At 30.5% G+C, this 24959-nt stretch carries 18 protein-coding genes; 10 read left to right on the forward strand and 8 right to left on the reverse strand.

Annotated elements, in window-relative coordinates; genetic code table 11:
• Positions 1-8 precede the first annotated feature (8 nt).
• Positions 9-431 carry a PaaI family thioesterase gene (locus Q0684_RS05895; protein WP_299013726.1) on the reverse strand — a complete coding sequence of 141 codons (423 nt, stop codon included), beginning with the start codon at positions 429-431 and terminating at the stop codon, positions 9-11.
• 70 nt (positions 432-501) lie between these two features.
• Between Q0684_RS05895 and Q0684_RS05900 the strand changes: the two genes are divergently transcribed.
• From Q0684_RS05900 to Q0684_RS05940, 9 genes are all read left to right on the forward strand, one after another.
• Positions 502-1005 carry a hypothetical protein gene (locus Q0684_RS05900; protein WP_299013727.1) on the forward strand — a complete coding sequence of 168 codons (504 nt, stop codon included), beginning with the start codon at positions 502-504 and terminating at the stop codon, positions 1003-1005.
• A gap of 775 nt (positions 1006-1780) precedes the next feature.
• Complete coding sequence (locus tag Q0684_RS05905) at positions 1781-2680, forward strand: ATP-binding cassette domain-containing protein (RefSeq protein ID WP_299013728.1); 900 nt, start codon at positions 1781-1783, stop codon at positions 2678-2680.
• Between the two features lie 55 nt (positions 2681-2735).
• A complete protein-coding gene (locus Q0684_RS05910; RefSeq protein WP_299013729.1) occupies positions 2736-3581 on the forward strand; it encodes an ABC transporter permease subunit in 846 nt (281 codons plus the stop codon).
• 44 nt (positions 3582-3625) lie between these two features.
• Entirely contained in the window at positions 3626-8128 is a 4503-nt protein-coding gene (locus Q0684_RS05915; protein WP_299013730.1) for a T9SS type B sorting domain-containing protein, read from the forward strand.
• Between the two features lie 89 nt (positions 8129-8217).
• A complete protein-coding gene (gene uvrB / locus Q0684_RS05920; protein WP_299013731.1) occupies positions 8218-10206 on the forward strand; it encodes an excinuclease ABC subunit UvrB in 1989 nt (662 codons plus the stop codon).
• Between the two features lie 371 nt (positions 10207-10577).
• Positions 10578-11021, forward strand: coding sequence for a GNAT family N-acetyltransferase (locus Q0684_RS05925; protein WP_299013732.1), 444 nt, complete (start codon positions 10578-10580; stop codon positions 11019-11021).
• Positions 11022-11051: 30 nt separating this feature from the next.
• Complete coding sequence (gene proC / locus Q0684_RS05930) at positions 11052-11858, forward strand: pyrroline-5-carboxylate reductase (RefSeq protein ID WP_299013733.1); 807 nt, start codon at positions 11052-11054, stop codon at positions 11856-11858.
• Positions 11859-11860: 2 nt separating this feature from the next.
• Positions 11861-12631: a glutamate 5-kinase gene (gene proB / locus Q0684_RS05935; protein WP_299013734.1), complete on the forward strand. Its 771-nt coding sequence runs from the start codon at positions 11861-11863 to the stop codon at positions 12629-12631.
• Positions 12632-12642: 11 nt separating this feature from the next.
• Positions 12643-13842 (forward strand): glutamate-5-semialdehyde dehydrogenase, encoded by a 1200-nt coding sequence (locus Q0684_RS05940; RefSeq protein WP_299013735.1) that lies wholly within the window; start codon positions 12643-12645, stop codon positions 13840-13842.
• A gap of 432 nt (positions 13843-14274) precedes the next feature.
• Here the strand turns inward: Q0684_RS05940 and guaB are convergent, their stop codons facing one another.
• The 6 genes from guaB to Q0684_RS05970 form a co-directional block, all read right to left on the reverse strand.
• A complete protein-coding gene (guaB, locus tag Q0684_RS05945; RefSeq protein WP_299013736.1) occupies positions 14275-15750 on the reverse strand; it encodes an IMP dehydrogenase in 1476 nt (491 codons plus the stop codon).
• Between the two features lie 65 nt (positions 15751-15815).
• Positions 15816-16538, reverse strand: a complete 723-nt coding sequence (locus Q0684_RS05950) for a hypothetical protein (RefSeq protein ID WP_299013737.1) — start codon at positions 16536-16538, stop codon at positions 15816-15818.
• An 87-nt stretch (positions 16539-16625) separates the two neighbouring features.
• Positions 16626-19043: a TonB-dependent receptor gene (locus tag Q0684_RS05955; protein ID WP_299013738.1), complete on the reverse strand. Its 2418-nt coding sequence runs from the start codon at positions 19041-19043 to the stop codon at positions 16626-16628.
• Positions 19044-19046: 3 nt separating this feature from the next.
• The gene (locus tag Q0684_RS05960; protein ID WP_299013739.1) at positions 19047-20435 is read right to left on the reverse strand and encodes an HTTM domain-containing protein; all 1389 of its coding nucleotides are present in this window, start codon (positions 20433-20435) and stop codon (positions 19047-19049) included.
• A 78-nt stretch (positions 20436-20513) separates the two neighbouring features.
• Complete coding sequence (locus Q0684_RS05965) at positions 20514-21602, reverse strand: imelysin family protein (RefSeq protein ID WP_299013740.1); 1089 nt, start codon at positions 21600-21602, stop codon at positions 20514-20516.
• An 83-nt stretch (positions 21603-21685) separates the two neighbouring features.
• Positions 21686-22879, reverse strand: coding sequence for a DUF4856 domain-containing protein (locus Q0684_RS05970; protein ID WP_299013741.1), 1194 nt, complete (start codon positions 22877-22879; stop codon positions 21686-21688).
• A gap of 206 nt (positions 22880-23085) precedes the next feature.
• Here Q0684_RS05970 and Q0684_RS05975 point away from each other — a divergent pair, with 206 nt between their 5' ends.
• The gene (locus tag Q0684_RS05975; protein ID WP_299013742.1) at positions 23086-23856 is read left to right on the forward strand and encodes an alpha/beta fold hydrolase; all 771 of its coding nucleotides are present in this window, start codon (positions 23086-23088) and stop codon (positions 23854-23856) included.
• 187 nt (positions 23857-24043) lie between these two features.
• On the opposite strand, the gene Q0684_RS05980 is transcribed toward Q0684_RS05975, so the two are convergent.
• Positions 24044-24901, reverse strand: a complete 858-nt coding sequence (locus tag Q0684_RS05980; protein ID WP_299013743.1) for a hydroxymethylglutaryl-CoA lyase — start codon at positions 24899-24901, stop codon at positions 24044-24046.
• Positions 24902-24959: the final 58 nt, after the last annotated feature.

Raw genomic sequence — 24959 nt, forward strand, 5'->3', positions numbered from 1 at the left:
TATAAAACTTATTTTTTTCTAATGTCTAAAACAATATTGGTCATTTTCGCAACAGAAATCAATTGCTCATCTTCATCTACTATAATTACCTCCCATAAATGGGTAGTTTTACCTTTATGAATATTTTTTGCAGTAGCATATACAACCCCCTCTTTTTTGCTTTTAATATGATTAATAGAAAGCTGTATACCGTTTATAAATTGGTTTTTATTGTCTATAAAAAAATTAGAAGCAGCACTACCTACACTTTCTGCTAAAGCTGCAGTAGCACCACCATGCAACTGCCCATAAGGTTGATGCACTTTTGAATTTACTGGCATTTTTGCAGTTAAAAAATCTGAACCCACATTAATATATTCTATATCAAGTGTTTCCATAAGCGTATTTTTAGAGTGCTCATTAAATTTTTTTAAAATAGCAATTTTGTCCATATCTAATTATTTATAAGGTAAAAATACATATAAAAAATTGTATTTTTGTTGCAGAAAAGTTAAAGCCTTTATGTACAAAATACGTATAATTTTAGATACCAAAGCAGATGTTATTAGAACTATTTTAGTATCAGATTCTTTTAATTTAGAAGACCTTCATTTTACCATTGCAAAATCTTTTGGTTTTGTTGGTCAAGAAATGGCTTCTTTTTATAGAACAGATGATGAATGGATACAAGGTGAGGAAATTCCTCTTTTTAACATGGCAGAAGCAGGTGAAGGACTTTCTATGCAAACCTGCAACTTAACAGATACTTTACCAGCAGAAAACAGCAAGCTAATTTACGTTTACGATTTTCTAAAAATGTGGACCTTCTATGTAGAAGTTGTGGAAATCTCAAATGAAATAAAAGAAGATTTACCAGCAATTATATTAACTGTTGGCGAAATACCAGAAGAAGCACCTGACAAAGAATTTGTTGCAGAAAATCCAGAACAATTATTTGGAGATGATGGGGATATTGATGATGAATATGGGCATTTTGATGATGATTTTGATTTTAATGAATATTAAAGTGATTAGAAACCTATTCAACAATAAATTAACATAAAAAAACGACAACTGTACAGTTGTCGTTTTTTGTAACTCAATCTTTTTGATATCTTCTAACTTTCTTATTCTTGATAAATCTGTTGCAATTTTGTTTTTTTGTTGAGTTAAAAGGTCTGCTATTGATTTGGATAAAGAACTTTCCGTTAAACTTCATTATAATCTTCTATAGTAGTTTTTTCTCCTCTAATTGCCCCTTGCACCATAATATATTTAAAAAGTAAATTTGTGGTGAAGTTTTTCCATTAGGTGGAAATGAAAAACGAATGTCTTTTTGATCGAAACAGAGTAGAACCGAAAAATTTTATGCTACGATAATCTAAAGTTTCTACATAATGCAAAACTGGTTTATTTAGAAAGTTTTTAGTTTGATTTTTAAAATATCTGTAAGCACAATTTCTAAGAAAATTTCTATAATATCAGAAGAAAAACATGTAAATAAATACTAGAATAATGTTTGCTATAGCATTACTCCAAACTGCAACAAAAAAAGGTAATTTGCTAAAATTAGCAGTAACATTAAAGTTTTCAATAGGTAAAGCGTAAAAATTACGTCTATAAAAGACAGTATTTTTGGAAATTTGATTGATGAAGAGAACGTTTGAGCCATTATTGTTTATTTTACTGTACAAAGTTAAACCCAACTATAACTTTTAAAATTATATAATTTTAAAAAGCAATACCGTAACAAATTCTTTAATTTGTCGTCTCAAATATATAATCAAATAAAACAATTTCTTTGAAAACAATTTTATCACTTAAAAACCTCGATAAAAAATACGGTAAAGTACACGCCGTAAATAATCTTTCTTTTGATATTGTAAAAGGAAATGTTTACGGCATTCTTGGTCCAAATGGAAGTGGAAAATCTACCACGCTTGGTATTATTTTAAATGTTGTTAATAAAACTTCCGGTGATTTTTCTTGGTTCGATGGTAAACTTTCTACCCATGATGCTTTAAAAAAAGTAGGCGCAATTATTGAACGGCCAAACTTTTACCCATACATGACTGCTTTTCAAAATCTAAAATTAATTTGCATAATTAAAGGAATATCCGAAGAAAAAATAGACGAAAAGTTAAAAACTGTAAACCTTTATGAGAGAAGAAATAGCAAGTTTCAAACCTTTTCTTTAGGAATGAAACAGCACTTAGCTATTGCCTCTGCCCTATTAAACGATCCTGAAATTTTAATTTTAGATGAACCAACAAATGGTTTAGACCCTCAAGGAATTCATGAAATTAGGCAAATTATACAAAAAATTGCAAGTACAGGCACTACTATTCTTTTAGCTTCTCATTTATTAGATGAAGTCGAAAAAGTATGCTCTCATGTAGTTGTTATAAGAAACGGTGTAAAATTATATGCAGGTCGTGTAGATGAAATGACCGCCTCTAAAGGTTTTTTTGAACTAAAAGTTGATCATAAAGAAGACGAATTGATAGCGATATTACAAAACCACCCAGCAATTGCTAAAGTTAGCAAAGAACATAAAACATTTATTGCTACTTTAAACATTAACTTAACAGCTACAGAAATAAATACCCTCTTATTTGAGAAAGGTATTGTTTTAAGTCATCTTGTAAAGCGTAAACCAAGTTTAGAACAGCAATTTTTAAACTTAACGAGTAACAATTAAAATATTTCTAAGTCTCTTATAAGACGAAAATTTCATCAACAAAAAAATAAAAAGCATGTTAAGATTATTAACTATAGAGTTTTACAAATTAAAATATAATAGAGCCAGTAAAGTTTTATCTTTTATCTATTTTGGTCTATTAGCTTGTATTGCTTTAATTGCTACCATTAAGTTTGATATTGGTCCAATTAAATTTCATTTAGCTGAAATGGGTATTTTTAATTTCCCATATATCTGGCATTTTAATACTTATGTAGCTTCAATTTTAAAGTTTTTTTTATTGTTAGTTATTGTTTCTATGATGTCTAATGAATACAGTTATAAAACCTTAAAACAAAACTTAATAGACGGTTTAAGCAAAAAAGAATTTATACTTACAAAATTTTACACTGTACTCTCTTTTGCTACTATTTCTACTCTTTTTGTGTTTATAGTATCCTTAATTTTAGGTTTTATATATTCAGATTATACAGAATTAGCAATTATAACATCAGACTTAATCTATTTATTTGCATTCTTTTTAAAATTAGTATGCTTTTTTTCCATGGGTCTTTTCTTTGGTATGTTAATTAAAAAATCTGCATTTGCTGTAGGTGCAATTTTAGTATGGTTTATTGGCGAAAATATTTTTAGAGGCTTTTTGTATTGGAATTTTAGAGGTGAAGAAACTACCGCTGAAATTGTAGCTAATATTATGCAATTTTTGCCTTTAGAAGCCATGTCTAACTTAATAAAAGAACCTGGCTCTAAATTAGGTGCAGTAAAAACGTTTGCCAACCAAATGGGAGAAACGATTACTAAAAATTATGCGGTAGAGTTTTCTACGATAGTAATAGTTTCTATTTGGACTTTTATATTTATGTATCTATCTTTTACCTTGTTAAAAAAACGCGATTTGTAGTACTTTTTAAATATATTTGACGTTTAAAATTGAAATACCGTCAAATGAAGAATTTATTACCCCTAATAGTATTATTTATTACTTTAAATGCATTTTCTCAAAAAGAAGCAAACTTTTGGTATTTTGGAAGTGGTGCAGCTTTAGATTTTAATTCAGGTTCTCCTGTGCCTGTTTCAGGCAGTCAGCTAAATACTTTAGAAGGTTGTTCTTCTTTTTCTGATGCAGATGGTAATTTACTGTTTTATGTTGGTGCACCAACAAATGATGACAGTTTACGAGAAGCAAGAAATCTAACCATTTGGGATAGAAATAATAACCCAATGCCAAATGCCACAGGTTTAAAAGGAGACTCTTCCAGTTCTCAATCTGCATTAACGGTACCTGCACCTGGCAAACCCAATATTTTTTATTTATTTACAGTAGGAACAACCGCCACAGGAAACTCACCTTTTCCTGGTACACCAGGTTTTTTTTACTATGAAATTGACATGTCTTTAAACGGTGGATTAGGAGATATAAATACAACTATTGGCGATACTACTGGAGCAGTTAATTTATCAGAAAACAAAGATAGTAATTGGACGGAAAAAGTTACTGCTGTTAGAGCTACAGAATGTAATACATTTTGGGTTATTTCTATGGTTCAAGGAACTGGAACTAGAGGGAATAATGAATTTTATGCTTACAGAGTAAATGAAACAGGAGTAGATATTGCAAACCCTGTAATTAGTAATATTCGTAATTTCTTTACAGATGATGTAAGAGGTTATTTAAAAGTATCTCCTGATGGAACCAAGTTAGTTGCTGCAAATATGAGCGCAGGAACCTTTCTTTTCGATTTTGATCCTGCAACTGGTGTAGTTACCAATTATAATGGAGAAAATTCACTTAGTAGATTAAATACATCAGGAAATGGATCTTCAGATGGCTATGGTGTTGAATTTTCTATTACAAGCAATGTTTTATACGTTTCTACCGGTTTTTTTAACGATCAAAGTTTAAATGCTATGCTATATCAGTATGACCTTAAGCAGGAGTCAATTGAAGATATAAATAATTCAAGAGCAACCATAAGAAGCTACAGAAATTCTAGAGCCGCTTTACAACTTGGGCCAGATGGAAAAATATATTGGTCTGCCAACAATTCAAATTCCATTAGCGTTATTAACAAACCCGATGAATTAGGAGAAAATTCTGATTATAGTCATCTATCTGTAAATGTTGGTACTGTTGCTACCGCTAGTCAAGGACTTCCACCGTTTTTATCCTCTTTATTACTGCCGATAGAAGTTACAGATTCAGACACAGCAACTATAATTAATAACCAAAGTTTAAGTTTTTGTACAGGTTCTAGTAAAACTATTATTCCTGAAGCACTTACAGGTACAGATTTAACATACGAGTGGTTTTTTAATAATGGTACTATAAGAAATACAATAGCAACAACACCTAATTTGACATTAACCGATTTACAACGAGAAAATTCAGGTACATACACATTAGAGGTAAACTTAACAGACGAGTGTGGAAATAACACAAGATTTGAAGCCAATTTTGAAATAAATATATTTGAGTCAGCGAGTGCAACAGCACCCGAAAATCTTATTTTTTGTGACACTGATAATGATGGCTTTAATACCTTTGATTTACAAGCAGAAAAATCGGATGAAATTAGAAATGGATTAGATGCTGGTCTTTTTGAAGTGTTGTATTTTGATAATCCTACAGACGCAAATTCAGGTGAAAACGCCTTACCTAATCAGTTTACAAATTTAACTCCATTTAGTTCACAAACCATATATGCTAGAATACAAAATATTTTTGTAGCTGATGTTTGTTTTGATATTACTACATTTACTTTAGCTGTAACAGGCCTTCCAATTCCTACACAACCAGAACCTTATAGAATTTGTGATAATTTAGAGAGTTCTAGCGATACAGATGGTATTATTAATACCTTTTTATTGAATACAAAAGATACAGAAATCTTAGGAGATTTAAATAGCGCACAATATAATGTAACCTACCACACTTCTCAGATAGGGGCTGCTAGTAATGATGCAAGTACACTAATAGATAAAAATAGTACTTACTCGGTTACAAATGCTGAAACCGTTTTTATAAGAGTTGAAAATGTAGACAATGCCCTTTGTTTTGACGCTAATTTAACTTTAGAATTAATTGTAGATCCATTACCAGTTTTACTTCCAAATCCCACTTTAGAACATTGTGTGGCTGCAGGTACTACTAACCCAACAGTTAATTTAACACTTGCAGAACCTAGTATTTCTAGCACCTCTAATGTACGTTTTGAATATTTTACAGATGCAGGAGGAACAAACACTATTACAGATATAACAGCCTATCCTGTGCAATCTAATATTACACAAAATGTATTTGTAAAGGTTTTTACACCTCAAAACTGTACAAGAGAAATAGTTACTTTACAAATTAATGTTGGTGAAACCCCAAATAATAATTATGCAGATCTACAACCTCCTGTTTGTGATGATTTTTTAGATGCTAATGGTAACAATACTCCTGGTAGTAATTCTGATACAGATGGAATTACAAACTTCTCTTTAAACGAGACTAATATTATGAGTGGTATTAATCCGCCTAACAACACAAGAGTCCTGTTTTTTGAAAGTTTAGCAGATAGAAATAACACCTTAAATGAAATAGACATTACTAACTTTAGAAATGATATTTCTAAAAATAATACAACCAATGTAGCTGGCGGAATTCAATTTCCTATTTATTATAAAATCCTGAGTAACGTTAACAACAATTGTGAAGGTTTAGGAGAATTCCCTGTGCAAATAAACACAGTACCCACAGCAGAAACAGTATTAGATTTAGAATTGTGTGATGATGTCGTAGATGGAGATAATTCCAACGGAATTGTGCAAAACTTTAATTTAGAGTCACAAAATTCAGACATATTAGGTACTCAAAATAGTAGTCAGTTTACGGTAACTTATCATGTTACTCCTGAAGATGCTAATTCTGGAAATGCTCCTATTCCCTCTCCTTTTGAAAATACTGTTGCAAATTCTCAAGAGATTTTTGTGAGAGTTACCAATAATTCAAGTGGCTGTTTTACGGCTCGTACTTCATTTAATATTATGGTAAACCCATTACCAAAAGCTAATCTTGTCCCAGATTTAGAAGTTTGTGATGATGATGCTGATGGTTCTGCAAGAAACGGATTTTCTCAAAATATAGATTTAGAAAGTCAAACTTTGGGTATTTTAGGTACACAAGATGCAAACAATTTTAATGTTACTTATCACAGAACTTTTGAAAATGCACAGAGTGGAGATACACCTTTAGTAACGCCATATTCAAACTTAACACCTAACCAAGAAACCATTTTTATTAGAATTGTAAATACCAACACAGGCTGTGCAAATACAATCTCTAATTTTAGAGTAATTGTAAATCCTGAGCCAGAAGTTAATCCTGTTTCCAATTTATCTTATTGTGATGATGCTATTGATGGAGATGATACCAATGGAATTATACAAAACATCGACTTAGAAAGTCAAATTCCTGCACTTTTAGGAGCTCAAGATCCAGACGATTTTATTGTTACCTTTCACAGTTCACCTTCAGATGCAACTTCTGGAGCTGCAGCAATTTCATCACCTTACACAAATACAAATTCCACAGAAACCATATTTGTAAGAATAGAAAATAAAGCTACAGGCTGTATTAATGATGATGGAAGTTTTGATGTAATTGTAAATCCGTTACCAAATTTTACAATAACAACACCACAAATTATCTGTTTAAACGATACGCCTTTAACCATTTCTGCCGAAAACCCAGCAGAAATTTATAACTACGAATGGAGAAATGCCAATGGAGATATTTTAGGAAATTCGCAAGATTTAGAAATAAGTGTTGGCGGAAATTACACTGTAACTGCAACAACTACAGATGGTACCAATTGCTCTAGAGTAGAAACAATTACTATAAATGAATCTAACCCTGCTGTTTTATTACCAGAATTTGTAACCATTGTAGATGAAGGAAATAATATTGGTAGTGAAAATAATTTATCGATTAATATCGACACTATAAGTAACAGCCTAGGTATAGGAGATTATCAATTTGCTTTAAGAAATGATGATAAAAATACCACAACATTGTTTCAAGATGAACCTATTTTTGAAAATTTAGAAGGTGGTATTTATACCATTATTGTAAATGACAAAAACGGTTGTAAACCAGATGCAACTTTGCAAGTATCAGTAATTCAATTTCCAAAATTCTTTACCCCAAATGGTGATGGCACCAATGATACGTGGGTAGTAAAAGGAGCAAATAGAGAGTTTTACCCAAATAGCAGTATTAATATTTTTAATAGATTTGGTAAACTGGTAGCACAAATTCCACTAGAATCTGGTGGTTGGAATGGTATGTACAATGGTAAATTATTATCTTCAGACGATTATTGGTATAATATTACCTTAATTCCTGCAGATAACACAAAACCAACAATCAACAAAAAAGGCCATTTTTCTTTGCTTAGAAGATAATTTTTTTGATTAAAGTAAAGTTGTATTTTAATTGCAACTTTACTTTAATTAGAAAATAAAAATACAATAACAATCCGTATTTTTACAGTATGGATTTTAAATTAGTTTCTGAATTTTCTCCAACAGGGGATCAACCACAAGCCATTAAAGAGCTTTCTGAATCAATAAGTGGTGGCGAGAAGTACCAAACCTTATTGGGAGTTACAGGTTCTGGTAAAACTTTTACAGTTGCTAATGTTGTAAAAAATGTGAAAAAACCAACCTTAGTTTTAGCGCATAACAAAACCCTTGCTGCACAATTATATTCAGAATTTAAGAAATTTTTTCCAGAAAATGCGGTTGAGTATTTCGTTTCTTACTATGATTATTATCAACCAGAAGCATACATTCCTGTAACAGGGACTTATATAGAAAAAGATTTATCTATAAATGAAGATATTGAGCGCTTACGTTTAAGCACCACTTCTTCCCTACTTTCTGGCAGAAGAGATGTTTTGGTTGTTGCCTCTGTTTCTTGTTTGTATGGTATAGGAAATCCTACGGAATTTAAAAAAAACGTAATTCCTATTGAAGTTGGGCAATTGATAAGTAGAACAAAATTTCTACATCAATTGGTACAAAGTTTATACTCTAGAACAGAACATGAAATTAAAAGCGGTACTTTTAAAGTAAAGGGAGATGTAGTTACCATTTATCCTTCTTATGGAGATAATGGCTATCGTGTACATTTTTTTGGTGATGAAATTGAAGAAATAGAATTGTTCGATTTAGAAAGCAATGCCATAATCAATACTTTTGAAGAACTACATATTTATCCTGCAAACTTATTTGTAACCTCTCCAGATGTTTTACAAAATGCCATTCATCAGATTCAAGAAGATATGATGAAACAGGTAGATTTTTTCAATGAAATTGGTAAACATTTAGAAGCAAAACGAATTAAAGAACGCACAGAATTCGATTTAGAAATGATACGTGAATTAGGGTATTGTTCTGGTATAGAAAACTACTCAAGATATTTAGATGGCAGAGAACCTGGTACAAGGCCTTTCTGTTTGCTAGATTATTTTCCAGACGATTATTTAATGGTAATAGATGAAAGCCATGTAACTGTGCCACAAACCCATGCCATGTATGGTGGAGATAGAAGCAGAAAAGAAAACTTGGTGGAATATGGTTTTCGTTTGCCTGCTGCAATGGATAATAGACCTTTAAAGTTTGATGAATTTGAGGTTATCCAAAATCAAACCATTTTTGTGTCTGCAACTCCTGCAGATTATGAACTACAAAAAACAGAAGGTGTTTTTGTAGAGCAAGTAATTAGACCTACAGGTTTATTAGATCCACCAATTGAAGTAAGACCAAGTCTGAATCAAATAGACGATTTAATTGAAGAAATTCAATTGCGTGTAGAAAAAGATGAAAGAACTTTAGCTACAACACTTACCAAAAGAATGGCAGAAGAATTAACCAAATACCTTACAAGAGTAGATATTAGATGTAGATACATACATTCTGATGTTGACACTTTAGAGCGTGTAGAAATAATGCAAGATTTACGTAAAGGTTTGTTTGATGTTTTAATTGGTGTAAACTTATTACGTGAAGGTTTAGATTTACCAGAGGTTTCTTTAGTGGCAATTTTAGATGCAGATAAAGAAGGTTTTTTAAGAAACGTAAAATCGTTAACACAAACTGTGGGTAGAGCTGCAAGAAATGTAAATGGTTTGGCAATAATGTATGCTGATAAAGTAACAGATAGTATGCAAAAAACCATAGATGAAACCGATAGAAGAAGGGAAAAACAAATTGCATACAATACAAAACATAATATTACACCAACACAAATCAACAAAAAAATAGAAGATACTTTAACCAAATCTGCAGTTTCTAGTTATCATTATGACAATGCAAAACAAGTGGCTGCAGAACAAGATTTGCAATATTTACCTAAAGAAGAAATTGAAAAACGCATAAGAGACACGCGTAAAAAAATGGAAGCCGCTGCAAAATCTTTAGACTTTATTGAAGCTGCAAAATTAAGGGATGAAATTGCAGTTTTAAAAGAAAGTGTATAAATTTACACTTTAAATTCTATACAAATTACGAACTGTATTTATCAACATCTCAATAAAACAATCATCAGAGTAATATTATCGCAATTAAATATTATAAACCTATTACAATTTGTTTTTGGGTATTCATTTTTATAGTTTTGCAATGTGACAGTTAGGATACACAAAGCAAGAAACTTCAGAATATTTAATTTCAACTTTTTAGTTTTTAGAAATCAAACTAAAAAATTTATACCTCCTCACCCTTTATTTTAAATACATTATTACTTGTATTTTTTCCTTGTTTAGATAAATATTTTTATTTATCCCCTATTTCTTATTAGCTTATTATAGCAATCACTTTAACGTTTTATAAAAACATTAAATCATAGATAATGACCATTGAAATTTTTGATGCCTTCAACAGGATGTCATTCTTAAACATTAATAGAATTACCAACTTTCTACACGAACATTTAGAGGATTGTAAAGATCCAAAAAAAGCTATTCTCAACTCTTTAAATTATGCTGCTAAAGAAATTACTAGTTTAGGAGGTTACACATTTGTAATGAAAAAAGGTGATGAAATTATTGGTGCGGTAGTTATTAATAAAACTGGTATGAGTGAATATCAATCAGAAAATTTAATGACTTATTTAGCGATTCATAAAAACTACAGGAAAAAAGGCTACGCTACAAAGCTAATTAAAAAATCTATAAATTATTGCAATGGTAACATCACTTTAAATATAAAAAAAGAGAACAAAGCTATAAAGCTTTTCGAAAAAAATGGCTTTGAATCAAACAAAATAGAAATGACTCTTCATAAAAAAAAGTAAATAATTAATAACAAATAATAAAAAGTAAAAATGAAAATTTTAGTTATCGGAGCAGGAAATATGGGCTTAACTTATGCAGAAGGAATGTCGAAATCAAAATTATTAAAGAAAAAAAATATTATGGTTTTAGACAATTCCGAAGAAAAACTAGAGGCACTGAATGAAATATCTCATTTCGACGCTTTTAAAGAATTAGAAGACTGTGTGCCTAAAGCAGATATTATTTTTATTGCTGTAAAACCTTATCATGCAGAGAATTTATTTAAAGCTTTAAAATCGTTTACAAAACCAGGGCAAGTTTTAATTTCTATAATGGCTGGTGTACATATTAACAATATTAAAAAATATTCTGGATTAACAAAAATTGTAAGGGCAATGCCCAATTTACCTGCTCAAATTGGTAAAGGATTAACTTCTTACGTTACTTCTCAAGAAGTTTCTCGAATAGAAAAATTAACTGTAGAAAGTCTGTTAGATACTACAGGAAAATCTATGGAAGTTACCAGTGAAAAATTTATTGATGCATCTACAGGTATTTCTGGAAGTGGACCAGCTTACGTTTTTTATTTTATGCAAAGTATGATGGAAGCTGCATTAAAAATGGGTTTCTCTAAAAACGATTCAACTGTTTTAGTAAGCCAAACCTTTACAGGTGCTGTAGAACTTTTTAATCAATCTAACCTTTCCCCTAATTCTTGGATGGAAAAAGTAGCCTCTAAAGGAGGCACAACACGTGCTGCTTTAGATTCAATGGAAGATAATAATGTAAACGAATTAATTAAAGATGCCGCTTTTGCTGCTTTTAATAGAGCTGTAGAACTGGGTAAAGAAAATTAAAAATGAACAAAGAAAGAATAGTTATTAAAGTAGGTACAAATGTAATGACAAATAGAGATAACAGAATTGTGAGACCTGTTTTAAGACGCTTGGTAAAGCAAGTTGCAGAATTGTATGAAAGAGGTATTTCTACCATTTTAGTTTCTTCTGGATCTGTAATTGCAGGTAGAGAAGTTTTAGGAGAATCTTCCATAGAAAATGAGCCACAAAGAAGACAGGTTTATTCTGCCATTGGACAACCAAGAATGATGCGTCATTACTATAACTTATTTAACGATTATGGTATGAAATGCGCACAGGTTTTACCTACAAAAAGAGATTTTAGTCCAGGAGTTCACAGGCAAAATATGATTAATTGTTGCGAAGGTTTAATGTCTGAAGGAGTTATACCTATTGCTAATGAAGATGATGCAGTTTCTGTAACCATGTCTATGTTTTCTGACAATGACGAATTGGCGAGTTTAATTGCACAGTTAATTAATGCTGATAAATTAATTATTTTAACAGACATTGATGGCCTGTATACTGGTCATCCAGATTCCAAAAATAGTGATTTAATATCCGATGTAAATCCTGATGAAAATTTAAATAAATACATCCAAAAAAACAATAAAAAACCAGGTGAAGGAAGAGGTGGAATGGGTTCTAAATTAGATTATGCACAAAAAGCTGCTGCTAATAATATTCCTACTTTTATTGCCAATGGAAAAAGAGATAATACAATTATTGATATTATCGATGGAAAATCTGTCGGAACAAAAGTAGCCTTATAAAAATAAAAGAGATGAAATTAATAAATACAGAACTAAAAAATAACGTTTTAATAAGTATGACAAAAATTCTCGATAATAATCGAGAAGAATTATTACAAGCAAATAAAAAAGATTTAGATGCTTTTTCAAAAGAAGATCAAGCTATGTTTGACCGTCTCATTTTAAACAATAAAAAAATTGATGGAATGATAAAAGCCATCAATGAAGTAAAAGCACAAGAAGACCCAGTAAATCAAATTATAAGTGATAAATATTTAGCAAACGGCTTACAAGTAACCAACAAAACTGCACCTTTTGGTACTATTATGATTATTTACGAATCTAGACCAGATGTAACCATAGAAGCAGCTGTTTTAGCCTTAAAAGCTAATAATAAAATACTCTTAAAAGGTGGTAAAGAAGCTATAAATAGTAATAAAGTTTTAGTGTCTTTCTGGCATAAAGCATTAATTGAAAATAATCTACCTACAGATTACATAAAGTTAATGCAACTAAACAGAGAAGAAACACAAGCCTTTTTAAAAAACCCAAAAGAACAATTAGATTTAATTGTACCAAGAGGTGGAGAAAAGTTAATTTCTTTTGTAAAAGAACATGCAACATGTGCTGTTTTAATTAGTGGTAGAGGAAATAATTTTATATATGTTGATAAAAATGTAGATTGGGATAAAACCTTAAATGTAATTATTAACGCAAAAACAGATAAAATTTCCGCTTGCAATGCTTTAGATAAAATTTTAATCAATTCAAATATTACAAATTATAACGCGAAATTAAGAGAGCTAGAAGCTATTTTAAAAGAAAAAAAGGTGGAAATATTAGTAGATAAAAAAGTAAAAGATACTCTAAAAGAGGCTACGTTAATAAAGGATGTAAGTATTTGGAAACAGGAATTTTTAGCTTTAAAATGTTGTCTTGGATCTGTTGATGATTTAGAGGAAGCTATTACTATTATTAATGAAAACTCAGGTGGTCATTCAGCTTCAATAATGACTAAAAATAATGATAATGCAAACAAATTTATGCAACAAGTAGATTGTGCTGCTGTTTATAAAAATGCATCTACACGTTTTACAGATGGTGGAGAATTAGGTGTTGGTGCAGAATTGGCAATAAGTACAGATAAGTTACATCACAGAGGCCCATTAGGTTTAAAAGAATTGGTGACCAACAAATACTATATTTTTGGAGATGGGCATTTGCGTGTCTAATATTTTTAACTTTGAAAAATAATCAAAAAAATATTATACCCATACAGGTAAAGGTTTATTTAGTATTAAATAAACCATAGGAATTTATAAAAACATGTTACCAATTATTTTTCTTAAGAAAAAGTTTTAAGCACCAAAATATAACTATATTAAATTGGGAAATACAAGATTTAAGTCCAGCCGTTTTTTAGAATCCAAATTTAAAAACGGGTAAAAATAGAAATGAAAAAGTATCTTTTTAAAGCGCTGTTAATATAGGGCTAATTAATAATTGTAGAAAGCATTTCTAAATACGGAAAACTAGTTATAAAGTAAATAAAAAAGTTATTGTAAATAGATTTATAAAATATTTAAGTTAAATTCTAAAAAATGAATAAAAACCCCCAAGAATTAAATTCTTGGGGGTTTAAAATTTATAAGATAATTCTATTTCTACCTTCTACTATAATTAGGAGATTCTTTCGTAATTGCAACATCATGAGGGTGACTTTCATTAATTCCGCTTGCGGTAATTCTAACAAACTTCCCTGTTTCTTTTAATGTAGCCACATCTTTTGCGCCACAATAGCCCATTCCTGCGCGTAAACCACCAATAAATTGATGTATACTTTCAAAAAGTTCTCCTTTATAAGGCACTCTTCCAACAATTCCTTCTGGAACTAATTTTTTAATATCTGCCTCTACATCTTGAAAGTATCTGTCTTTAGAACCTTGTTTCATAGCTTCAACAGAACCCATTCCACGATAAGACTTAAATTTTCTTCCTTCGTAAATAATTGTTTCTCCTGGAGATTCTTTTGTACCTGCCAATAAAGAACCTAACATTACAGAATCTGCACCTGCTGCAATCGCCTTTGGTATATCTCCTGTATAACGAATTCCTCCATCTGCAATTACTGGCACTCCACTACCTTTGATAGCCGCTGCAACTTCTAATACCGCAGAAAACTGTGGGAAACCAACACCTGCAACAACTCTTGTTGTACAAATAGAACCTGGTCCAATACCAACTTTTACAGCATCTGCACCAGCTTCTACTAAATATTTAGCAGCCGAAGCTGTAGCAATGTTACCCACAACAACATCTAAATCTGGAAACTTAGCTTTTACTTGTTTTAAAACAGTTACCACACCTTTTGTATGCCCATGAGCTGTATCTATAATTACAGCATCTACACCTGCATTTACAAGGGCTTCTGCTCTTTCAACAGCATCACCTGTAACACCTAAGGCAGCTGCAACTCTAAGCCTACCAAAAGAATCTTTATTCGCAATTGGTTTTTGGGTAACTTTTGTAATATCTCTGAAAGTAATTAACCCCTTTAAAACGTTGTCTTTATCAACAATTAAAAGCTTTTCTATTTTATGTTGTTGCAATATTAATTCTGCATCTTTTAAAGAAGTACCAACAGCAGCTGTAACCAAGTTTTCACTTGTCATCACTTCCACAATAGGTCTTTTACTCTCATGCTCAAAACGTAAATCTCTGTTGGTTACAATACCTCTTAAAATCCCATTATCATCTACAATAGGAATTCCTCCAATACCGTGTTCTTTCATGTTGGCATTTGCATCTGAAACAGTTGCCGTTAAAGGTAAGGTTACAGGATCTAAAATCATCCCAGACTCTGCACGTTTCACTCTTCTCACTTCTTGTGCTTGTTGCGCAATAGTCATATTTTTGTGTAAAACACCAATTCCACCTTCTCTAGCAATTGCAATAGCTAAGGCAGATTCTGTTACTGTGTCCATTGCTGCAGAAGCAATTGGTACATTTATAGTAATGTTTCTGGTAAATTTTGTTTGAATGTTAACTTCTCTTGGAAGTACTTCAGAAAAGGCAGGAACTAACAAAACGTCATCGTATGTTAATCCTTCTCCTACAATTTTATTTTCGTGTGCTGTCATGTGCAATTAAAGTATAATTGCGTGCAAATTTACAATTATTAATTGAGTTAAAAGTAAATAAATAGTTAAGATATTTTATTGTACTTACTAGTCCAACAATATGCACTAAAGTTTTTACCAGATGCTACCCCGTAAAAGAAAAACATACCAATAATTCCTTTTACAAAAAACAAGAATAAAATTGCCAATTCGCCAAAGTTAGACATGTCTCCATAAAATAAGTCCTTCGTGATAAAAGTACCAAATACGCTGGCAAGTAAAACTGCTATTAATAAATTTTCCACATTTTTAATTGCCCAAAATTTTGCTTTTCTCAATGGGTGTAAATCTGTCCCCCATTTGTGTATTAAATAATAATATCCATTTCCCATTGGTGCAAATAACAAAGGATCATCTGCCTCATTCAAGGTAAATAATTTTGATGGTGCTATAATTTTAAAACCGTCTAAAATGGTATTATGCTCCTCTTCTATCTGATTAATTTTAGAAACAACATCTTGCGGATAATCTCCTTTAAAATATTTTGTATCTAAAAAACGTAAACGGTAGTCAACACAAATTTTTTCTATCTGTGAAATGTGAAAAATTGCATCTGCAGATACTTTATCAATATTAAAAGAATTTAAAGTTCGGTTTATAGGTGATTTAGAAAGTCGCTCTAAAACAGAATCTTGTTTAATATCTATTTCATTAAAAATAGTTTGTACCCAAGATAGTACTTGCTCAGAATTTGTTTGTTTACCTCTAATTTCTATTAGTTTCTGTTGAATATCAATTGGTTGTAACATAATTTCTAAATTTTACTCGAAGATAGAACAGAAATCCCAATTTTCAAAATACTTCAGAAAAACCCGATTATTTAGAACTATTTTAAATTAAAATTTCAATTCTAAACCTAAATAAAAATTTCTTGGTGCAGAAGGTATAATTCCTGGCCCGGGATAACCTGTTGCTCTTCTTGTAAAATAATTAGCATTTAATAAGTTATTTACACCACCCTCTATTTTTGCAATTTTATATTTGTAAGCAAGACTAAAATCTAATATAGAATAAGCAGGTATTTCTCCTATGATACCACTAATATCTCCAGAACCAGAATTTTGTGCATCTGTAAATTGGCTAGATAAATACGTGTATTGCAAACTTGTAGTAAAATTTTTATACCCAAATTTTAGCCCTGTTTTTAAATTAACATCTGGCACAAATTCTACCCTCTTACCCAAAATACCGTTTGTAATTGCATTGGTGTATTCAGAATTTATAAAGCTAGTGTTTATGAAGTAATTCAACACAAAATCGTTATTCAACTGTAAAACCTTTTTTAAATTAAAATCAAATACAGATTCTACTCCCAAAATTCTAGCATCTCCTATATTTGTTCTTAACTGTCCCAAATTGTTTACTGGCGGAATTTCAGTAAACAAAAAACCAATTCTATTTTTATAGAACAATCCAAAAACATTAAAATCATAAGACACAAAATTATTCCAATTTCCTCTTAGACCAAAATCTGTAGAAAAACCATTTTCATCTTCTAAATTTACATCCACTGCATTCGCAGGATTTACAATATTAATATCTGAAAACGTAATAGACCTATAATTTTGAGAAATATTGCCATAAAATTCCAAAGATTTATTTTTTTTATAACTTGCCCCCAATCCTAATAAAATAAAAGAACGTTCTTTTACATTGTCTACTTCATTTACAATACTACCAATTGGGTTGCCTGCATTGTCTGTATTTGTAATTTTACCTAAACCATTGCTGGCTGTCTTTATATACTCTAAACGTGCTCCTGGCGTAACAGAAAACTTATCAGAAAAATAAAAAATATTTTCTCCAAAAAAAGCCAAATTTAAATTGGGATTGGTAAATTCTCCTTGAATTCTATAATCTGGAAACTTTGCTATAGCAGAAGAAAAATTAGCATCTGCATCTGCTGTTCCTGGCCCTTGTGAATCTGTATTTTCTGCTTTATAAAATTTTGTACCTATTAAAAAGGTAGCTTTTTTATTTGCAATTGTATACTTTTTTAAAAATCTTGCTTCAAAACCAAAATTATTAAAATCGCCAATTAATAATTCTCTTGCCCCACCAGAATCTGGTAAATCTACCCTTCTGTTTCTAAATCCTATGGCTTTTCTAGACGCATTTAAACCGAAAAAATTAAAAGAGAAATTCGCCTTACTATTAAATTTATGTTCCCATTTTAGATTGTACAAAAACCAATCTACTTTAAACCAATTTCTACTTCTGTTGCTCTGAAACGGATTTGCATTAAAACTAGTATCTGTTAAACCACCTGCCTGCTTTGCTAAATAGTCTAAATAGGTTAATTCTACCGAAAACGTATCTTTATCATTAGGTGCATATTTAAAATTGGCAAATGCATTTTTTGACTCAAAATTAGAGTTTGGTCTAAACCCGTCTCCTCTTTTATAATTTACATAAGTATAGTAAGAAAATTTACCTTTGGTGCCACTAACACTTGTAAAATTGGCAAACAAGCCAAAACTACCCGCAGTATTTCTTGTAATTAATTCAAAAGGTTTTTTACTTGGTTTTTTGGTGATAAAATTAATTAAGCCGCCAAATTGCGTACCATATTGTAAAGATGCTGCACCTCTTACAATTTGAATCTCGTCTAAACCTTCTGTTGCTGGTGTATAATAACTTTCTGGGTAACCCAAAACATCTGCACTAATGTCATAACCATTTTGCCTTGTGTTAAAATTAGCTGTTCTATTGGGATCTAAACCTCTGCCACCAATATTTAATTGCAAACCAGCATCATCATTTTGAAAAATATTTAAGCCTGCAATTTGGTTGTAAATTTGCCTGGCATTATTGGTTGCTAAATTTGCTGCAGATTGATTAACCAAAACAACCTCTGTTTTTTTTCCAGCAAAAATAGAAGTGCCTTCTACGTCTTTTAAACGTTTTAATTCGAATACTTTTTCTTTTCTAGCTTGAATTTGTATCTCAGATAAATCTTCGGAAAAATATGCTAGTACTACATTTAAATTGGTATAGTTTTCTGAGGTTACATATTTATTTTGCAACCTAAACTCTTCTGCGTAAAAAATTAGGCCTATCTCTTTATTTTTAATCGCAAAAGAAAACTTCCCTAAAATACCTGTTTGTCCTAATAAATTTCCACTTTGGTCATAAATTTGTACCTTGTTAATTGGTATATCTTTTTCTGTAACTACTTTACCAGTAATCTTATATTGTGCAAAAAGTAAAGATTGAAAACACAATAAAAAACCTAATAAAATTTTAATCTTCATATTTTATATACCTTTTATCTCTATTTTAGTAGAAAACGGAAGTATCCATTTTTTGTGTTTAAATGTTCTTTTTTCTTGGTACAAATCTACAGTATTATTCACAAATTTAGTACTTAATCTTCCATTAAGTGCTACATAACTTTCTGCAAAAACTGCTACATTTTTATGCCCTTGTTTTGTAAAATGATCTCCTAAAAAATGGGCATATTCTAAAATAAAATCAGGTTGAAAACTCATTTGTTTTTCTTGAAATGATGTTAAAAAATCAGTATTATCAACCATAAAAAATTTGCCTGTTTTGGTGTCTACAATTTTAAAATTTGTACTACCTGCCTTTTCCATGAGCATTACACGCCAAGAAAAACGATAGCCTTCTTCTGTCCAGAATAATTCTCCAGGATACAACAAATAACGCCATGGACATAAAAATTGAATCGCAAAAAATAAGATTAGAATTGGGTAGCTAATTTTTGCTATGGTTTTTGAAAATGTATAGTGATCAATTATTGAAATAGTATTCGCCTTCGATTGATTTTTTGACTTTTTTAGAAAAGAAAATTTAGATAAAAATTGTTGAATTATAGTGATTATTTTGTGATGTAATTTTGCATCAAAGAAAATTAATGCAGAAACAATCATAATAAAAGGAAACATACCAATTGGGAATAAAACTCTAGTAAATACATGAAAAAATACTACAAAAACAAAGGCTATAATGCGTGTTCTTTTGTACAAGAGTAAAAACGGAATTGCCAAATCATACAACATACCAGACCAACTCATGGCAAAATGAAACCAATTTTGCTGCATTAAGTTTTCGCCAATAAAAGGCAAATTATACTTAGAAGGCAACCAAATTTTTAAGGGTTGTGCTCTAAACAACCAATCTGAGTTTAATTTGGCTAAACCTGCATAAAAATAAACTACGCTTAAAAGAAGTTTTATACTGTCAATAGTCCACTTTGGTATGTTTGTGTATTTTTTTTTGTTGATGAAAGCATCTACAGAAAATGTAGCGTTTGCAGGTAAAAAAATCATTAAAAAACTAAGAATACTTATAAAATAATAATGGTTTAAATAGGTAGTTTTATCCATTAATTCAATGTACAAAAACGAAAGAAAAAAAGTAATTATAGCTACCCTATATTTGTAACCCATTGCCACAAACAATGCAGCTAAACCACAAATAACAAAAAATAAATACGTGTAATTACCAAGTGGTTTTACCCAACTAAAACCTAGGTAAGAAAAGTGAAAATTAGGTTTTAAATACAGTTTTTCTATCCAACCATTTGCCCAAAAACGAACAATGCTTGCAAACATCATTAAACCAAAAAACAAACGGAAAACAGCTAAAGGTGCTGCATTGGTTTGTTTTTTAAAATTGTACATAAATTTAGTATCATAAAAAAACCTGATTATATTTTTGTAAAAATATAATCAGGTAATTTCAGTTATTTAATGCTATAATTAATCGCCATCTGCATCTATAAAATCTACACTTACATTAAAAGCTTGCAACATATCTACTTTTATTAAAACTACAACTTTTTGTAATTCATCATAAGCCTTTGTCATTGCAGTATTATCTGTATTTACTTGATTGAAAAAATTGTCATCTAGTGTATTTATTTGTGTTTGTGCAGTCACTAATTGATTTGTAATGCTTGTAGCCAAATCTTGCCTGTCTAAAGACTCTAAATATTGTTTAAATGTTGGCAGCGTATCTGTTCCTTCAAAAAAAAGTTTTACTCCAGATAACGCTTCCAAAGCTAAAGTTTTAGAAATATCTTGTTTATAAAAACCTTCTACTTTTTCCGGTAAAGGGTTTGATGAAAAAATACCAGCAGGAATTCCTATTTTGGCAGCTCTTAAGTTTTTTTCGTAATAAAAGATATAATCGTTAATTAATTTATTTACACTGCTTGTAGCTGTATTAGAAACACTAGCTACAAAAGCACTTTTATTACTTATGAAATCGTTAACTACTTCTGTAGTTAAAGCATCCATTTGAGCTAGAACATCTGTTAAATAAGCTTTATAATTATCTTTATTTTCAGTTGCTGTGTATTTCTCTAAAATGGCTTCATCTGAATCTGCTAAACCATGTAATAAATAATCTAATGCAGGAAAACCTTGTGCATCGTGATTATTAGGGCTATCCAAATCGTAACTACCACTTGCAATATTGTTTTCTACATCTCTAACAGTTAAAGGATAAATATTCATAAAAAAAGAATATTGAATCTCTTCTGCTCTGCCAATATTATACATTTCTATATGTTGCCAAGACTTATAAGCATTTAACCAAGAAGCTCTAAGCGTATTCATATTTTGAATATTTGGAGTTGCTGTAAAAGTTTCTCCATCTTGTTTTAAAGCACTCATTTTAGTACTAAAATCTTCGTAAGAAGGTATAATAATGTTGTCTGTAATGTTTGTTAACATTGCAACTCTATCAAAACTATCTGTAATAACTTCTGAATCATTTTCACTGGAAGAACCACAAGAAGTTACTACTACTACAAATACAAAAAGGTAAAAAATTTGTTTTAACATATTATTTCTATTTATTCTAAATAAAGGCACAAAAATAGTAAAAACCAATCTTAAAAAGACTACTTTTTTACAAAAAATATAGATTAACTACCGGCCTCTGTTACTGTAAATTTAAATTTTGAAGCAATTGTAGCAGACATTTCATCTAACTTTTCATTGGTAAGATCCCAAAAACCGTCACCAGCCATTAAAGTTGATAGAAATGCATCTACTTCTGCTTTTGTAAAATAAGGTACATTAGTATTTGGCTGTCTTGTAAACTGTAAACTGTAAATAAAACCATAACCTTCAGATAAATCATGAAAAGCAGTTGCTTTATCATTTGCCAAAGTACTTTTAGCTTGTTGCAAATAATACACAGCTCTTATACCAATTATTTCAGAGATTTTTTCTCTTAAGATATTTGCTTGAATATCTCTTGTTGCATAATCTTTAGCAACAATAGCAGCTCTACCCAGTTTAAAAGCGTCGTAAATTTCTTTTGGCTTTGCACCAAAATCATCATCACCTACTAACCTACCTACGTATTTATTTAAATAGCTATCTGCTCCAAAAACAGGTACTTCTGGGTTTGCTTCATTACCGTATAAATAACCAAAAGCTTCATCCCATTTATGCTCCATAGTTGTGTAATTTTTACCACTAGCTGTAACGTCTCCATTATTATCTTCTACGTTACTTGCCTCATCTAAAACACTTGTACTTAAATAATTGTTTAACATTTGGTCTAACATTAAACCACCTATTAATCCCTTTACAATAGCTTGATCATATTCTAAACCTTTTGCATTTACCCATCTTGTTGCGCCTCCACCAGCTTCTTGCATTTGGCCTGCAACACCTTTGGCTGCATCTACATTCCAATTCGGAAAAACATCATTTACCTGTGCTGCAATCCAACTATCAAAATCTGCTTTAATTGCTGCTGCATCTGTAGTGTTAGCCGAGAAAAAATCTCTAGAAGCCGCTACTTTACTTTTTACATTTTTAGAAGATGCATTTAAAGCTACCTCAGCAAAGGATGCTGCCCCTTCTGTATGCGCAAATTTTGCATTTAAAGATGCTAAAGTTTCACTATCTGGCTTTAATAAACCTTTTGCCAATTCGTCTGCCATTCTAATTCTTGTCGTTTGTCCGCTAAAACTAACAGAAGTTTCTCCACCTCTTTCAAAACTATAAGTTGCAGGCGCTACTGTATTTACAACGTTTTCCTCTTCACTGCTAGAACAAGACATTAAACTAGCTACTATGGCTAGAGAAAGTATTACTTTTTTCATTTTATTAAGATTAATTATAAATAATTTAATTGATTTTTGGCAAATGTACAATACAATAATAGTTTATCAAAGCTTATTTAGAATAAATTAAAATAAAAATTGTAATTCGCAACAAAAGGTTTGAAATTTTTTATTTATTCTAAAAAGAGTGACCTTAACTTTTAAATAATTCCTACTTTTAGTACAAATAATTTACAATATACTTTATGAGCACGCGTAATATCTTTGCAATATTCCTTTTAATAAGCTTAGTTAGCTGTAAATCTGCTAAAAACAGTGTTGATGCCTCTACCCTAGCCTACACTAGTTTTAGAGAAAGTCAAAAATCTTTTTTATCTTCTGATGGAACCCTAAAATATATAGATAAAGGGCAAGGCAAAGTACTATTATTGTTACATGGTGTACCTACATCTTCTTGGTTATATAGAAAAATGATTGATGAATTGGTTGCTGAAGGTTACAGAGTAATAGCACCAGATATGCTAGGTTACGGAAATAGTGAAAACCCAAAAGGGTATGAACTTTACAACGCTGAAAATCATGGTAAAAGGATTTTAGAATTAATGAATGCCCTTAATATAAAGAGTTGGACACATGTAACCCATGATGCAGGAGGCTTATGGACTTGGGAATTGTTAAAACAAGATAAAAAAAGAATAAATAAATTAATAATACTCAATTCTATTGTTTTTGAGGAAGGTTTTAATCCGCCAATTAGAATGAAAAAAGGTTTTTTTGCTAAAACCAGTATGTGGATGTATAGCAATGGTGTAACAACTAATATGTTGCTAAAAGCACTATTTAAAACTGGTTTGGTTAACAATACGCTTTCTAAAAATGAAATTGAAGGTTATAAAAAACCCTTAAAAGAAGGAAAAACAAGAGGTATGTATTACTTTTTTAGTAAAACCTGTAATACACTACCAGATTACGCTGCGCTTATAAAAAGTTTACAAATTCCTGTTGTTGTTATTTGAGGAAAACATGACAAAATGTTGCAAATAAAACCTCAAAAGCAACAATTAATTACAACTTTAAATATTACCGAAAAAGATATACATATTATTGATGCAAAACATTTTATTCAAGAAGAAAAACCAAAAGAGATTAATAAGATTATACTTAATTTTCTAAAAAAATAAAACTATATTTTTCAATTAACATTTAACTAAAAACCTCTAAAGCTTTATTGTAAGCACTCTCAAAACTCATAGGCTTTATATTTGTATTTGCTTTTGCTGAAGTAAAGTAAGACAATAACTTTTCTGTTGGCATATTACCTGTAAGTTCGTCCTTTGCCATTGGGCAACCTCCATAGCCTTTTATTGCACCATCAAATCTGTAACATCCTGCTTTAAATGCAGCGTCTACTTTTTCGTGCCATTTATCTGGCGTGGTATGCAAATGTGCACCAAATTCTATATTGGTATATTGTGGTATTAAATTAGAGAATAAATAATCAATTACGTCTGGTGTAGAACTGCCAACAGTATCTGATAACGACAAAATTTTTACACCCATATTGGATAATTTTTCTGTCCAATTGGCTACAATATCCACATTCCAAGGATCTCCATAAGGGTTACCAAAACCCATAGATAAATAGGCAACAACTTCTTTATTTGTTTTAGAAGCGATATTTAAAATTTCATCTAAGGTTTTTATAGATTCTGCAATTGTTTTATGTGTATTACGCATTTGAAAATTTTCTGAAATAGAAAATGGATATCCTAAATAATCAATTTCTTCAAATTGAGAGGCATCATTTGCGCCTCTTACATTTGCTATAATTGCTAATAATTTACTTGTGGTGCTAGATAAATCTAATTGCCCTAAAACTGCAGCTGTATCTCGCATTTGTGGTATCGCCTTTGGCGAAACAAAACTGCCAAAATCTATAGTATCAAAACCTACTTTTAATAGTGAATTGATATACAATGCCTTTTTTTCTGTAGCAATAAAGTGAGATTTAATACCTTGCATGGCATCTCTAGGACATTCTATGATTTTTACATTTTTCATTATCTCAAAGATAGCCAAACAAAGTGATTTCTAAAATTTTTTAAATTGTTTATTCTAT

The organism is uncultured Polaribacter sp., assembly GCF_947503875.1.
In the GTDB taxonomy this organism is placed as follows: domain Bacteria; phylum Bacteroidota; class Bacteroidia; order Flavobacteriales; family Flavobacteriaceae; genus Polaribacter.